Raw genomic sequence first — 13,160 nt, forward strand, 5'->3', positions numbered from 1 at the left:
TTCTACGCCCGGCCCCGCGCCAGCGCCAAGCTGACGCACCCCCGCGGGCGGCGAATGGGCTTGCGTCGGGCCCGTCGATAGCTGTTAGATATCACATTGCCATTATGGCGATGAGCCACGGACGGGAGCGCCAGGGATGATGGAATTTCACGACGAGCGGCGCAGCCTGCATGCGCTGCGCGAGCATATCGACTGCCTGCTGGCGCGTGGCGCGGTGATCCGCCGGCGCGAGCCGCTGACGCTGGAGCTCAACGGGCGGCAGATGACCGTCGAGCACGGCATGCTGATCGGCGAGAAGGGCGCGCTGGACCTGATCCGCCTGCTGGCCTCGATGAAATGGGACAACGCCGAGCGCAACCGGGTGATTGGCATCTGCCTGCAGCAGCTGGACCAGGCGATCGAGGAAGTGGAGCTGCCGCTGCCCGGCCGCCGCGACGACGACCGGGGCCGCTGAGCCCGCCGTCAGCTGTTGGGCAGCAGGCGGCAGGTCAGGCTCTTGATGTAGCGGGTCTCCGGGATCGCCGGGTGCACCGGATGATCCGGACCCTGGGCGCCGCGCTCGAGTAGCTGGATGTTGCGGTCCAGATGCCGCGCCGAGGACAGCAGGATGTTCTGCAGGTCGTCCTCGGGCAGGTGCATCGAGCAGCTGGCGCTGACCAGGATGCCGTCCTTGTTCAGCAGGCGCATGGCCTGCTCGTTGAGCCGGCGGTAGGCCGCCTCGCCGTTCTTCAGGTCCTTCTTGCGCTTGATGAATGCCGGCGGATCGGTGATCACCACGTCGAAGCGCTCCTCGGCGGCCTTCAGTTCCTTCATCGCCTCGAAGGCATCGCCCTCGACGCAGGTGATCCGCTCGCCGACGCCGTTGAGCGCCGCGTTGCGCTCGACACCGTCGAGGGCGAAGGCCGAGGCGTCGACGCAGAACACCTCGCTGGCGCCGAAGGCCGCGGCCTGCACGCCCCAGCCGCCGATGTAGCTGAACAGGTCGAGCACGCGCTTGCCCTTGACGTAGGGCGCCAGGCGCGCGCGGTTCATGCGGTGGTCGTAGAACCAGCCGGTCTTCTGCCCGGCGATCACCGGCGCCTCGAACCTGACCCCGTTCTCCTCCAGCGCGACCCACTCGGGCACCACGCCGAAGGCGGTGTCGACGTAGCGTTCCAGGCCCTCGGCGTCGCGCGCGCTGGAGTCGTTCTTCCACAGCACGCCGCGCGGCTTGAGCACCTGCACCAGCGCCTCGAGCACGGCGTCCTTGTTGCGCTCCATGGTCGCCGAGGCGAGCTGCACGACGAGGATGTCGAAGAAGCGATCGACCACCAGGCCCGGCAGCAGGTCCGAATCGCCGTAGACCAGGCGGTAGCAAGGCACCTCGAACAGCCGCTCGCGCAGGCTCAGGGCGACCTGGATGCGGTGTACCAGCAGCGACTTGTCCAGGCTGTGCTTGAGGTCGCGCGACAGCAGGCGCGCGCAGATCAGGTTGTTCGGCGAGACGCCGACGATGCCCAGCGGCTTGCCGCCCGCCGCCTCGAGCACGGCCTGGTCGCCGGCGGCGAAGCCAGTCAGCGGCGTGGCGGCAGTGTCCACCTCGTTGCTGAAGATCCACAGGTGGCCGGCGCGCAGGCGGCGGTCGGCGTTGGCTTTGAGGCGCAGGCTGGGCAGGTTCATGGGGCGCTCCGGATGAGGGGGCGGGCATTGTATAGGAGGTGCTGGCCGCAAGCCTCACGCGGCAAGGAAAAGCTGCCGCCCGGGCAGGTCGCGCGCGTCACTTGAATCCGACCGCCTTCTGCGCCAAAGTTCGGCCCCGATCCGCAACGATGGCACTTTGCCTTTTCCGTCACCGCCCGCCGAGCTTTCCCGATGGCCGTCGAACTCACCGCCGAACAGATCCGCCATGTCCTGCAGGGCATCAGCGTGCCGCCGCAGCCGCAGATCATGGTCGACCTGCAGATGGAGCAGGTCATGCCGGTGCCCGACCTCAAGGCCATCGCCCGGCTGATCAGCCAGGACCCGGGACTGTCCGGCGCGCTGCTGAAGATCGTCAATTCGAAGTTCTTCGGCCTGGCCAACCGCATCGCCTCGATCCAGCAGGCGGTGAACCTGCTGGGCTGCGACTCGGTGATCAACCTGATCAACGCGCAGTCGATCAAGGGCGAGATGAGCGACGAGACCATCGTCACCCTCAACCGCTTCTGGGACACCGCCCAGGACGTGGCCATGACCTGCCTGACCCTGGCCAAGCGCATCGGCTACCAGGCGCCGGACGAGGCCTACACCCTGGGCCTGTTCCACAACTGCGGCATCCCGCTGATGCTCAAGCGCTTCCCGCAGTACATGGCGGTGCTGGAGGAGGCCTACGCCGGCGCCAGCGCCGAGCAGCGCATCGTCGACATCGAGAACCGCGTGCTCTCGACCAACCACGCGGTGGTCGGCTACTTCACCGCCAAGTCGTGGAACCTGCCGCTGCACCTGTGCGATGCCATCGCCAACCACCACAACGCGCGCTCGCTGTTCGCCGACGACTCGGGGCGTGATGCGCAGCTGAAGACGCTGCTGGCGATCCTCAAGATGGCCGAGCACATCTGCGCCTGCCACCGGGTGCTCGGCGGCCAGGCCGATGACGGCGAGTGGGACGGCATCGCGCACCTGGTGCTGGACTACGTCGGCCTGTCGGACTACGACTTCGACTGCCTGAAGGAAAGCATCCGCGAACTGGGCGTCGGCTGACCGCCGCGGCGTTAGCTGCTAAGGTCGCGCGCTCGTCCGTCGCCATCCGGTCGCCGCCATGCCCGAACTCCCCGAAGTCGAAACCACCCGCCGCGGCATCGAGCCGCACCTGCTCGGCCAGACCATCGAGCGCGTGCTGGTGCGCGACCGCCGCCTGCGCTGGCCGATCCCCGAGGATCTGGACATCCGCCTGTCGGGCCAGCGCATCGAGGCCGTGGAGCGCCGCGCCAAGTACCTGCTGATCCGCGTGCAGAGCGGCACGCTGATCGCCCACCTGGGCATGTCCGGCAGCCTGCGCCTGGTGCCTGCCGAGCTGCCGGCGGCCAAGCACGAGCACGTCGACATCCTGCTCGGCTCCGGCCAGGCGCTGCGCTACACCGACCCGCGCCGCTTCGGCGCGCTGCTCTGGAGCGAGCTCCCGCTGGCGCACCCGCTGCTCGCCAGCCTCGGCCCCGAGCCGCTGGACGAGGACTTCGACGGCCGCCGGCTCTACGAGCTCGCGCGCGGGCGCAGCATGGCGGTCAAGCCGTTCATCATGGACAACGCGGTGGTGGTCGGCGTCGGCAATATCTATGCGAGCGAGGCGCTGTTCGCCGCCGGCATCGATCCGCGGCGGCCGGCCGGCGCCATCTCGCGGGCGCGCTACGAGCGCCTGGCCGCGGAGATCAAGCGCATCCTGGCGATGGCCATCGAGCGCGGCGGCACCACGCTGCGCGACTTCGTCGGTGGCGACGGCAAGCCCGGCTATTTCCAGCAGGAGCTGTACGTCTACGGCCGCGGTGGCGAGTTCTGCAAGCAGTGCGGCGCGACGTTGCGCGAGGTGCGCCTGGGCCAGCGCGCGAGCGTATTCTGCGGGCACTGCCAGCGCTGAGCCGGCACGGGTCGCGGGCCAATGCGTTGACGGTGTTCACGACTAGCCCGGTGCGGCCGCTGCTATAGTGCCGCGACAACGCCAACTGCCCCGTTTCACAGCTGAAGGACCGCATCATGAACCTGTTCCGCTCCACCGCTGTCGTGCTGGCCCTGACCACCGGAATGCTGGCGCTGCCGGCGCATGCGGAAGTGGTCGAGCAGAACAGCACGGCCGATCCGATCTACAACGTCGAGGCGCCCAAGGCCTACTCGATGATCGGCGACCTGATCATCGCCCGTCCGCTGCTGATCGGCGCCACCGTGATCGGTGCCGCGGCCTTCATCGTCAGCCTGCCGTTCACCGCGCTGGGCGGCAACGTCAAGGAGGCCGGGCAGGCGCTGGTGGTCGAGCCGGGGCGCGAGGCTTTCGTGCGCTGCCTGGGCTGCTCCAGCTCACAGCAGAATCCGCGCTGAACTGAACCAGAAGGGCGCTCCGGCGCCCTTCCTATGCCCGAGCGCTGTGCTGCCCGGGCTTGCCGCGTGCCCCTGCCAGCCGAGCGGACGCCCACGCCACGCGGATACCTGTCGCCGACGCCCGCGACCGTCGTAGCCGGCACACCGATCCCCTAGAATGATCAGTGAACGGCCCGCTTGCCGCTGTGGTTGCGTCGCGGCGCCGTTCGGTTTTCCGGTGATCAGGCACAGGCGGTCGTGGGTGGAAATGGGTGAGCTGAAGAAACACCTGAAGGTTGTGCTGATCGCCCTGGGCCTGGCCCTGCTGGCGCTCAGCTTCTGGAACAGCGCCGGCTGGCTCGAGCTGTGCGCCGGCCTGGCGCTGTTCCTGTTCGGCATGCAGTGCCTGGAGGAGGGCCTGCGCCAGCTCGCCGGCAGCCGCCTGGAGCAGTTGCTCGGGCGCGCCACCGCGACGCCGCTCAAGGCCCTGCTGTTCGGCATCAGCGGCACCATGCTGCTGCAGTCGAGCACCCTGGTGTCGCTGCTCACCATCGCCTTCATCAGTACCGGGCTGATCCAGCTGGCCGGCGGCATCGCCATCCTGTTCGGCGCCAACCTGGGCTCGACCAGCGGTATCTGGTTGCTGGCCGTGCTCGGCCACAACGTCGGTCTCGGGCCGCTGGCCCTGCCGCTGCTGGTGACCGGCGTGCTGCTCGGCTTCAGCGGCGAGCGCGGCAAGGCGGCCGGCCGGCTGCTGCTGGGCATCGCCTTCATCTTCCTCGGCGTCGAGCAGATCAAGGGAGGGTTCGCCAGTTTCGGCGGTGCGGCGGACTTCTCTGCCTACCAGGCCGAGGGCCTGCTCGGCCAGCTCGGTTTCGTCGCGATCGGCCTGCTGGTCACGGTGGTGCTGCAGTCCAGCCATGCCTCGCTGATGCTGACCCTCGCCGCCCTCGGCGCCGGCCAGCTCACCCTCGGCCCGGCGCTGGCCATCGCCATCGGCGCCAACGTCGGCACCAGCGTGACCACCGCCTTCGTCGGCTCGCTCGGCGGCAACCGCAGCGGCCAGCGCCTGGCGCTGGCGCACGTGCTGTTCAACGGGGTGACGGCGGTGGTGGCCCTGGCCCTGCTGCTGCCGCTGACCGGGCTGGTGCGCTGGCTGAGCGAGCCGCTGGGGCTGGGCGACAACGCGCTGATCCAGCTGGCGTTGTTCCACAGCCTGTTCAATGCCCTGGGGGTCGCGCTGTTCTGGTTCTGGCAGGCGGGCCTGGCGCGCCTGCTCGAGCGGCTGCTGCCCGAGCGCGCCGAGCCGGCGGTGCTCATCACCGAGCTGGCCCAGCCGGCGGCGGCGCAGCCGCTGACCCGGGCGCGCTACCTCAACGAACGGGCGCTGGACTCGGCAGACGCCGCAGCCAGCGCGGTGGCCCAGGAGCTGCAGCACCTCACGCGGCTGAGCCTGGAGGTGATCTGCCACGCCATGTACCTGCCGGTCGACCTGCTGCAGCGCCCGGGTCAGGCCGACACGGCGACCCTCGGCGCGCCGCCGCCGCCCCAGGCACTGGATGCCGAGCAGCTCTACCAGCGCCACATCAAGGGCGTCTATGGCGACCTGCTGGCGTTCATGGGGCGGCTGGAGATGCCGCTCGACGAGCAGCACCAGAGCTTCTGGCTGAGCAGCCAGGTCGCCGCGCTGCAGCTGGTCGATGCGGTCAAGGACAGCAAGCACCTGCAGAAGAACCTCGGCCACTACCTGCGCGGCGGCGACTCGGCGGTGCGCCAGGCCTACATCGAGCTGCGCCGCCACCTGCTCGAGGCGTTGCAGGAGGTGCGTGCGCTGAGTCGCTCGGAGCTGCCCGAGGAGCGCTGGAACGCGCGGCTGCAGTGGCTGGACGAGCACGCCGCCAATTTCGACGCGGCGTTCCGCCGGCGGTTGTTCGAGGCGGTGCGCAGCCAGGCCCTGGACGGACTGCAGATGAGTTCGCTGATGAATGACCTGGGCTATGCCAGCCGCATCATCCAGAGCCTGCGCAACGCGCTGATGCTCGGCGATGCGCAGGAGCTGACCCGCCAGCTGCGCGGTGTCGAGGGCGACGACGGGCCGATCATCGTGCAGGGCTGAGCGGCACCGTCAACGCCCGGCCGATGCCGCGCGGATCGCTGGCCGCCTGCACCGCGCCGCTGCGCTTGTCCCAGAACAGCACCTGCTGGTTGCCGTAGTCGCGCTCGATCAGCCGCAGCCGGTGGCCGCGCGCGCGCAGCGCCGCGAGCTGTGCCTCGTCGAAGGTATCGGCCTCGTACTGCACCAGGTCCGGCAGGTACTGGTGGTGGAAGCGCGGCACCGCCGGCCAGGCCTGCACCGGCTGGCCTTCCAGGTAGGCGAGCACCGACAGCAGCACCATGCTGGGGATGCGGCTGCCACCCGGCGTGCCGAAGCTGGCCATGGCGGTGTCGCTCTCGATGAAGGTCGGGCTCATGCTCGACAGCGGCCGCTTGCCGCCGGCGATGGCATTGGCCTGGCTGCCGGCCAGGCCATAGGCGTTGCTGCCGTCGATGTCGGCGGCGAAGTCGTCCATCTCGTCGTTGAGCAGCACGCCGGTGCCGGGCACGGTGAAGGCGGCGCCGAACATCATGTTCAGCGACAGGGTGGCGGCCACCGCGTTGCCTTCGGCGTCCATCACCGCGAAATGGGTGGTGTGCTCGCCTTCGCGCCAGGGCGAGGCCGGCGGCAGCGCGGCGCTCGGCGTGGCCTGCTCGCGGTCGATGCCTTCCGCCAGGCGCTCGAGATAGGCGGGGGCGAGCAGCCGCTTCAGCGGCGCCGCGACGAAATCCGGGTCGCCCAGCTCGCCGCGGTCGCGGTAGGCCCGGCGCAGGGATTCGATGACCAGATGGCTGCGCGCGACGCCATCGCTTGCGCGCCAGTCCAGGCGCTCGAGCAGGCCGAGGCTCTGCGCCAGGATCAGCCCGCCGGCCGAGGGCGGCGGGGCACTGATCAGTTCGTGATGCGCGTCGATGGCGAAGCGCAGCGGCTCGCGCTCGACGGTGCGGTAGCCGGCCAGGTCGTCCGGCGCCCAGATGCCACCGGCCGCGCGCACGCCCTCGACCAGGCGCTCGGCGAGCGGGCCGCGGTAGAAGCCGTCGCGCCCTTTGTCGGCGAGCAGCCGCAGCGTGGCGGCGAGTTCCGGCTGGCGCAGCCGGTGGCCGAGCGGCGGCAGGTCGCCGTCATGCAGGAACAGCCGTGCGCTCTCGGCGTCGTCGCGCAGCGCATCCAGCCGCCAGCTGGCGCGCTGGCGGTACACCGCGTCGACCTCGAAGCCGTCCTCGGCCAGTTCGATCGCCGCGGCCAGGCTGCGGTGCAGCGGCAGGCGGCCACGGGTCTCGGCCAGCTCGGCCAGCGCCGCCGGCGTGCCAGGAATGGCGGCGGCCAGCGGGCCGTTGAGCGAGAGTTCGCGGCGCACCTGGCCGTCGCGGCGGTAGAGATCGGCATTCGCCTGCAGTGGCGCGCGTTCGCGGGCGTCGAGAAAGCGATAGCGCGGTTGCTCGCCGGCCTCGCGCAGGAGAAAGAAGCCGCCGCCGCCCAGCCCGGAGCCGTAGGGCTCGACCACCGCCAGCGCGGCCGCCACGGCCACGGCGGCATCGAAGGCGTTGCCGCCGGCGGCGAGGATGTCGCGGCCGACTTCGCTGGCCAGCGGGTGTGCGGTGGCGACGGCGCCACGCTCGGGGGGCGCGGCCTGCGCGGTGCAGGCCAGCAGCAGGAGGGAAACGCAGGCACCGGCCAGGTGGCGCAGCGCGCCGCTGCTGGCCCGGGCCGCGCCGATCATCAGGCCTTGCCGGTGATGATCAGGTACTTCTGCATCAGTTCGTCCTTGCTCTCGACGTTGTTCTCGTCGAGCGGGATGCAGTCTACCGGGCAAACCTGCTGGCACTGCGGCTCGTCGTAGTGGCCGACGCACTCGGTGCACAGGTTGGGGTCGATGATGTAGATCTCCTCGCCCTGGGAAATCGCGCCGTTCGGGCACTCGGGCTCGCAAACGTCGCAGTTGATGCAGTCATCGGTGATCTTCAGGGACATCGAAGCGGACTCCCGCCATGGTTGTTGTCATGGCACAGCAATGGAACGACGCGCAATTGTGCCGCAAGCGCGCCCGCCATGCACGGGCGCGGCGATCAGCGCTGGCCGAAGCGCACCTTGAGCGCGTCCATCACCACCGGATGGACGAACTTGGAGACGTCGCCGCCGAGCGAGGCGATCTCGCGTACCAGGGTGGAGGAGATGTAGGAATACTTCTCCGACGGGGTGAGGAACATGCTCTCCACGTCGGGCGCGAGCTGGCGGTTCATGTTGGCCAGCTGGAACTCGTATTCGAAGTCGGACACCGCACGCAGGCCGCGCAGCAGCACGTTGGCCTGTTGTTCCTTGACGAAGTGCGCAAGCAGCGTGGAGAAGCCCACCACTTCGACGTTCGGCAGGTGGCGGGTGACCTCGCGGGCCAGTTCGACGCGTTGCTCCAGCGGGAACAGCGGGTTCTTCTTCGGGTTCGCCGCCACGGCGATGATCACCTGATCGAACAGGCGCGAGGCGCGCTCGACCAGGTCGGCGTGGCCCATGGTGATGGGATCGAAGGTTCCCGGATACAACACTCGGTTCATCGCGGCGTCCTGACGCAGGCGTTGGGGTTGCCGATGGTAGCGGCTGGCAGTCGGCAGCGTAAAGCACGAATCCCCGCACGAGGGTTCGCTGCGGATCGGCGGCGATATCAGGTTTTCGCCAGGGATTTTCCCAGCGATTCGGCGAACTTGGCGCTGAATGCGTAGATCGACAGCTGCGGGTTGGCGCCGATGCTGGTGGGGAACACCGAGCCGTCGTGGATCGACAGGTTGGCCAGCTGGTGATGCCGGCCGCGGCTGTCGACCACCGCCTGGCGCGGGTCTTCGCCCATGGCGCAGCCGCCCATCACGTGGGCGCTGCCCAGTCGCGTGCGGTAGCGCTCCAGCGGCAGCCTGGCGATCAGCCCGCGCGCGGCGGCCAGGCTGCGCACCGGGCGGGCGTCGCCATGCAGCGGCAGCACGGCGCGGGCACCGGCGGCGAACTGAATCTCGGCCATGCTCAGGTAGGCGCGGCGCAGGCCGTCCCACAGGTAGTCGGTCAGCGGATAGTCGAGCACCGGCGAGCCGTCGCTGCGCAACTCGACACGGCCGCCCGGGCTTTGCGGGGCGAAGCCGTCGCGCAGCAGGGCGATCATCGCGTGGGTATGCGGCAGCGCGGCCATGCGCCGGGCATTGTCCTGGCCCAGCCCGCCGAGCAGCGTCGCCGCCAGTGCCGGGTGGACCGGCGGCACTTCGAGCTTGTAGCCGATGCCCTCGTCCGGCCAGAGGAAATGGTCGCTGTGGATCGACTGCGGTGCGCCATGGAATGGGTTGATCGGCTCGGCGAAGCGCGCCGCGGAAAAGTTCACCAGGTGCAGGAAGGTGCGCCGGCCAAGCCGGTCATGCGGGTCCGGCGCCGCCGAGCGCATGAGGAGCGCCGGCGTGTTGATGCCGCCGCCGGCGAGGATGTAGTGCCGCGCACGAACCCGGATGCGCCGGCCGCTGGGCGCCACGCCGCGTTCGTCCAGGGCCAGGCATTGCAGCCCGCGGACCTGCTCGCCGTCATGCAGCAGGCGCTCGGCGCGGGCGCGGTAGAGCAGTTCGCCGCCGCGCTCGAGCAGCGCAGGGATGCTGGTGACCAGCATCGACTGCTTGGCGTTGGTCGGGCAGCCCATGCCGCAATAGCCGAGGTTCCAGCAGCCGCGCACGTTGCGCGGGATCACGCCCCACTGGTAGCCGAGCGCCTGGCAGCCGCGGCGCAGCACGTCGTTGTTGGGGTTGGGCTCGACCGCCCAGGGCGCGACGCCGAGGCGCGCTTCCAGGCGTGCGAACCAGGGTGCCATGGCCTCGACCGAATGGCCGGCCACGGCATGCTCGCGCGCCCAGTGGGCGAGCGTCGGCGGCGGGGTGCGAAAGCTCGAGGTCCAGTTGACCAGCGTGGTGCCGCCGACCGCGCGGCCCTGGAGGATGGTGATGGCGCCGTCCTTGCTCTGCCGGCCCAGGCCTTCCTGGTACAGGCTGCGGTAGGCGCGGGCTTCCTGCATGTCGAAATCGCGGCTGCTGTGCAGCGGGCCTTCCTCGATCAGCAGCACGCGGTAGCCGGCGGCGCTGAGCAGCTCGGCGCTGGTGGCGCCGCCGGCACCGCTGCCGACGATGGCGATGTCGGCTTCCACGGCGAGGTCGTGGTCCAGGCGTGCGGCGTCGCGCACGTTCCAGCCGCGGGCCAGGCCCTCGGCGAAGGGATCGGGTATCGGCATCTGGTCAGGTCCCGAGGGTCGGTGGGCCGGGATAGCCGCAGTGCGCCCAGGCTTCGGCACGGCCGTACCAGGCCATCAGCAGCAGCTGCAGCAGGGTCGCGTGGCCCTGGCGCAAAAGGTCGAAGTCGCTGGTGCGCCAGCGTTCGAGAAAGGCCAGGACCTGCGCGTCGCTGGCCTGGTCCCAGCGGCCCCAGATGCCGGTGGCCGGGCCGCGGGTGGCCGGCAGGGCGAGCAGGCCGAACAGCTGGCGCACCTGGCTGAGCAGGGCTGGCGACAGGTGCGCGAGGCTGTCGTCCAGTGCTTGCAACGTGGCGTCGAGGGACGCCGTCGCGCCGGCGCTGCCGGTGAGCACCAGCGCACCGATGCGCCGCAGCATCGGCAGCTCGTCGGCGCGCAGGATGGTGAAACCGGGCGCCGCGGGCCGATCCGCCCAGCCCGCCAGGCCGCCGAGCACCCCGGCGCCGCCGAGCAGCAGGCTGCCGGCCAGGCCCAGCCTGAGCACCTGGCGGCGCGACAGCGGCCGGTTCGCCATGGCTCAGCGCACCAGCAGCTTGTGCAGCAGGCGCTGCAGCCGGCCGCCATAGGGCGGATAGATCAGCCGCGCGGCGTTCAGGCGCGGCCGGCTGAACAGGGCGCGCGCCTTGCTGAAGGTCAGGAAGCCCTCGCGGCCGTGGTAATGGCCCATGCCCGAGTCGCCGATGCCGCCGAAGGGCAGGTCGTCCTGGGCCACGTGCATCAGCGCATCGTTGAAGCACACGCCGCCGGAGTGGGTGCGCTCGAGCAGTTGCCGCTGCTCGGCGCGGTTGCGGCCGAAGTAGTACAGCGCCAGCGGCCGCGGGCGGGCGTTGACGTAGGCGATGGCCTGGTCGAGCGAGGTGTAGGGCAGCACCGGCAGCAGCGGGCCGAAGATCTCCTCCTGCATGACCAGCATCTCGTCGCTGACGTCCAGCAGCAGGTGATGGGGCAGGCGCCGCCCCTGGCCCTCGTCGAACAGCGGCAAAACCCGCGCGCCGCGGGTGCGGGCATCGGCCAGGTAGTGTTGCAGCCGGGCCAGGTGGCGCTCGTTGATGATGCTGGTGTAGTCGGGGTTGTCGGCCAGGCGCGGGAAGAAGCGCTGCACGGCCTGGCGGTAGGCTTCGACAAAGTCGTCCAGGCGCTGCGCGGGGACCAGCGCGTAGTCGGGGGCGACGCAGGTCTGCCCGGCGTTGAGCGTCTTGCCGAAGGCGATGTTGGCGGCTGCCTGTTGCAGGTCGCCATCGACCGAGACGATCGCCGGCGACTTGCCGCCCAGCTCCAGGGTGACCGGGGTGAGATTGGCCGCGGCTGCCTGCATGACCTGGCGGCCGACGGCCGTCGAGCCGGTGAACAGCAGGTGGTCGAAGGGCAGGCGGGAGAAGGCGCGGCCGGTCTCGGCGTCGCCGAGCACCACCGCGACCTCGTGCTCGGCGAATACCTGCCCGAGCAGGTCGCGCAACAGCCGACCGGTGGCCGGCGTCGCCTCGCTCATCTTCAGCATCGCGTGGTTGCCGGCCGCCAGCGCGCCGATCAGCGGGCCGATGGCCAGGTACAGCGGGTAGTTCCAGGGCACGATGATGCCGACCACGCCCAGCGGCTGGTAGACGACCCGCGCGCTGGCCGGCTGGAAGGCCAGGCCGACGCGGCGTCGCGACGGCTTCATCCAGCGCGCCAGGTGGCGCCTGGCGTAACGGATGCCGTGCAGGCTGGGCATGACCTCGGCAAGCAGCGTCTCGTCCGCCGAGCGATTGCCGAAATCGGCGCTGATCGCCCGGACCAACGCCTGGCGGTTGCCGGAAATGACCCGGTACAGCGCGTCGAGCCACTGCAGGCGCTGTTCTAGGTCCGGCATCGGCCGGGCCTGGAAGGCGCTGCGCTGGGCGGCCAGCAGCGGTTGCAGGTGCTGCGTCTCGGCGTGGGCGTCGCGGGAGGTGTCGAGGAGCATGGGCTGGCCCGATGAGTGGCGGTCGGTGATTTCTAGAGTAATTGCTCTATTATGTCAACGCGACGTGCCCGCCCAGCCGGTTGCGTGTACCTTGGCGCCTTCCACCGCAACACCCGAGCCGCACCGCAATGGCACCACGCGCCAAGACCCGCGACCGCATCCTCGAAGCCAGCCTGGCGCTGTTCAACGCCCGCGGCGAGCGCGCCGTGACCACCAACCACATCGCCGCGCACCTGGGCATCTCGCCGGGCAACCTCTACTACCACTTCGCCAACAAGCAGGCGATCGTCGCCCAGCTGTTCGCCGCCTACGAGGCGCGGGTCGACGGCTTCCTGCGCCATCCCGAGGGACGGTCGCTGCAGATCGAGGACAAGGCGGTCTACCTCGAGGCGCTGCTCGCGGCGATGTGGGACTACCGCTTCCTGCACCGCGACCTGGAGCACCTGCTCGAAAGCGACGCGCAGCTGGCGCAGCGCTACCGGCAGTTCGCCGCGCGCTGCCTGGCCCACGCCCGGGCCATCTACGCAGGCTTCGTCGAGGCCGGCATCCTGGCGATGGATGCGCCCCAGGTCGAGGCACTGGCGCTCAACGCCTGGATCGTGCTGACCTCCTGGGTGCGCTTCCTCGCCACCGTCGGCGAGGGCTCGACGGCGCTGGACCCGCTGCACCTGCGGCGCGGCATCTACCAGGTGCTGGCACTGGAAAGCGGCTACGTGCGTGCCGAGGCAGCGCCGGCGCTGGGGCAGCTGCTCGCCGCCTACGAGGTGCCGCTCGATCGGCTGTTGTGAGCGCGCATGGCGGCGGTGAGCCCGGCTTTTTTGCAACGGCGCGACAGATGG

At 70.2% G+C, this 13,160-nt stretch carries 13 protein-coding genes; 6 read left to right on the top strand and 7 right to left on the bottom strand.

The genetic code is table 11. The features are described from left to right. Positions 1 to 136: 136 nt before the first annotated feature. The gene (locus L3N39_RS02525; RefSeq protein ID WP_237255623.1) at positions 137 to 454 is read left to right on the top strand and encodes a hypothetical protein; all 318 of its coding nucleotides are present in this window, start codon (positions 137 to 139) and stop codon (positions 452 to 454) included. An 8-nt stretch (positions 455 to 462) separates the two neighbouring features. On the opposite strand, the gene L3N39_RS02530 is transcribed toward L3N39_RS02525, so the two are convergent. Beyond that, a complete protein-coding gene (locus L3N39_RS02530; protein WP_237255624.1) occupies positions 463 to 1,659 on the bottom strand; it encodes a class I SAM-dependent rRNA methyltransferase in 1,197 nt (398 codons plus the stop codon). Positions 1,660 to 1,905: 246 nt separating this feature from the next. Between L3N39_RS02530 and L3N39_RS02535 the strand changes: the two genes are divergently transcribed. The 4 genes from L3N39_RS02535 (at position 1,906) to L3N39_RS02550 (ending at position 6,139) form a co-directional block, all read left to right on the top strand. Next, positions 1,906 to 2,718, top strand: coding sequence for an HDOD domain-containing protein (locus tag L3N39_RS02535; RefSeq protein WP_237255941.1), 813 nt, complete (start codon positions 1,906 to 1,908; stop codon positions 2,716 to 2,718). A gap of 58 nt (positions 2,719 to 2,776) precedes the next feature. Next, positions 2,777 to 3,589: a bifunctional DNA-formamidopyrimidine glycosylase/DNA-(apurinic or apyrimidinic site) lyase gene (mutM, locus tag L3N39_RS02540; RefSeq protein ID WP_237255625.1), complete on the top strand. Its 813-nt coding sequence runs from the start codon at positions 2,777 to 2,779 to the stop codon at positions 3,587 to 3,589. 116 nt (positions 3,590 to 3,705) lie between these two features. After that, a complete protein-coding gene (locus tag L3N39_RS02545) occupies positions 3,706 to 4,044 on the top strand; it encodes a multidrug transporter (protein ID WP_237255626.1) in 339 nt (112 codons plus the stop codon). A 247-nt stretch (positions 4,045 to 4,291) separates the two neighbouring features. Further along, on the top strand, positions 4,292 to 6,139 hold the full coding sequence (locus tag L3N39_RS02550) for a Na/Pi cotransporter family protein (protein ID WP_237255627.1): 1,848 nt from the start codon (positions 4,292 to 4,294) through the stop codon (positions 6,137 to 6,139). Here the strand turns inward: L3N39_RS02550 and ggt are convergent. The 6 genes from ggt to L3N39_RS02580 all read right to left on the bottom strand — a co-directional run bounded on the left by ggt (position 6,123) and on the right by L3N39_RS02580 (position 12,321). After that, positions 6,123 to 7,838: a gamma-glutamyltransferase gene (gene ggt, locus L3N39_RS02555; protein ID WP_237255628.1), complete on the bottom strand. Its 1,716-nt coding sequence runs from the start codon at positions 7,836 to 7,838 to the stop codon at positions 6,123 to 6,125. The two genes, L3N39_RS02550 and ggt, sit on opposite strands and share 17 nt — an antisense overlap. After that, positions 7,838 to 8,089, bottom strand: coding sequence for a YfhL family 4Fe-4S dicluster ferredoxin (locus tag L3N39_RS02560; protein ID WP_237255629.1), 252 nt, complete (start codon positions 8,087 to 8,089; stop codon positions 7,838 to 7,840). Before L3N39_RS02560 ends, ggt begins: the two co-directional genes overlap by 1 nt. A 95-nt stretch (positions 8,090 to 8,184) precedes the next feature. Beyond that, positions 8,185 to 8,667, bottom strand: coding sequence for a pantetheine-phosphate adenylyltransferase (coaD, locus tag L3N39_RS02565; protein WP_237255630.1), 483 nt, complete (start codon positions 8,665 to 8,667; stop codon positions 8,185 to 8,187). Positions 8,668 to 8,774: 107 nt separating this feature from the next. After that, positions 8,775 to 10,361 (bottom strand): GMC family oxidoreductase, encoded by a 1,587-nt coding sequence (locus L3N39_RS02570; protein ID WP_237255631.1) that lies wholly within the window; start codon positions 10,359 to 10,361, stop codon positions 8,775 to 8,777. A gap of 4 nt (positions 10,362 to 10,365) precedes the next feature. Continuing rightward, the gene (locus tag L3N39_RS02575; protein WP_237255632.1) at positions 10,366 to 10,893 is read right to left on the bottom strand and encodes a twin-arginine translocation pathway signal protein; all 528 of its coding nucleotides are present in this window, start codon (positions 10,891 to 10,893) and stop codon (positions 10,366 to 10,368) included. A 3-nt stretch (positions 10,894 to 10,896) separates the two neighbouring features. Continuing rightward, a complete protein-coding gene (locus L3N39_RS02580) occupies positions 10,897 to 12,321 on the bottom strand; it encodes a coniferyl aldehyde dehydrogenase (RefSeq protein WP_237255633.1) in 1,425 nt (474 codons plus the stop codon). Positions 12,322 to 12,449: 128 nt separating this feature from the next. On the opposite strand from L3N39_RS02580, the gene L3N39_RS02585 reads away from it, so the two are divergent. Next, on the top strand, positions 12,450 to 13,109 hold the full coding sequence (locus L3N39_RS02585) for a TetR/AcrR family transcriptional regulator (RefSeq protein ID WP_237255634.1): 660 nt from the start codon (positions 12,450 to 12,452) through the stop codon (positions 13,107 to 13,109). Positions 13,110 to 13,160: the final 51 nt, after the last annotated feature.

The sequence above is a fragment of the Pseudomonas oligotrophica genome (genome assembly GCF_021726475.1).
In the GTDB taxonomy this organism is placed as follows: Bacteria; Pseudomonadota; Gammaproteobacteria; order Pseudomonadales; family Pseudomonadaceae; genus Stutzerimonas; species Stutzerimonas oligotrophica.

Excerpts from the sequence above, each read along its gene's own strand:
- L3N39_RS02525 (WP_237255623.1), top strand. The coding sequence starts at position 137 with ATGATGGAATTTCACGACGAGCGGCGCAGCCTGCATGCGCTGCGCGAG.
- L3N39_RS02530 (WP_237255624.1), bottom strand. The coding sequence starts at position 1,659 with ATGAACCTGCCCAGCCTGCGCCTCAAAGCCAACGCCGACCGCCGCCTG.
- mutM (WP_237255625.1), top strand. The coding sequence starts at position 2,777 with ATGCCCGAACTCCCCGAAGTCGAAACCACCCGCCGCGGCATCGAGCCG.
- L3N39_RS02545 (WP_237255626.1), top strand. The coding sequence starts at position 3,706 with ATGAACCTGTTCCGCTCCACCGCTGTCGTGCTGGCCCTGACCACCGGA.
- L3N39_RS02550 (WP_237255627.1), top strand. The coding sequence starts at position 4,292 with ATGGGTGAGCTGAAGAAACACCTGAAGGTTGTGCTGATCGCCCTGGGC.
- ggt (WP_237255628.1), bottom strand. The coding sequence starts at position 7,838 with ATGATCGGCGCGGCCCGGGCCAGCAGCGGCGCGCTGCGCCACCTGGCC.
- L3N39_RS02560 (WP_237255629.1), bottom strand. The coding sequence starts at position 8,089 with ATGTCCCTGAAGATCACCGATGACTGCATCAACTGCGACGTTTGCGAG.
- coaD (WP_237255630.1), bottom strand. The coding sequence starts at position 8,667 with ATGAACCGAGTGTTGTATCCGGGAACCTTCGATCCCATCACCATGGGC.
- L3N39_RS02570 (WP_237255631.1), bottom strand. The coding sequence starts at position 10,361 with ATGCCGATACCCGATCCCTTCGCCGAGGGCCTGGCCCGCGGCTGGAAC.
- L3N39_RS02575 (WP_237255632.1), bottom strand. The coding sequence starts at position 10,893 with ATGGCGAACCGGCCGCTGTCGCGCCGCCAGGTGCTCAGGCTGGGCCTG.
- L3N39_RS02580 (WP_237255633.1), bottom strand. The coding sequence starts at position 12,321 with ATGCTCCTCGACACCTCCCGCGACGCCCACGCCGAGACGCAGCACCTG.
- L3N39_RS02585 (WP_237255634.1), top strand. The coding sequence starts at position 12,450 with ATGGCACCACGCGCCAAGACCCGCGACCGCATCCTCGAAGCCAGCCTG.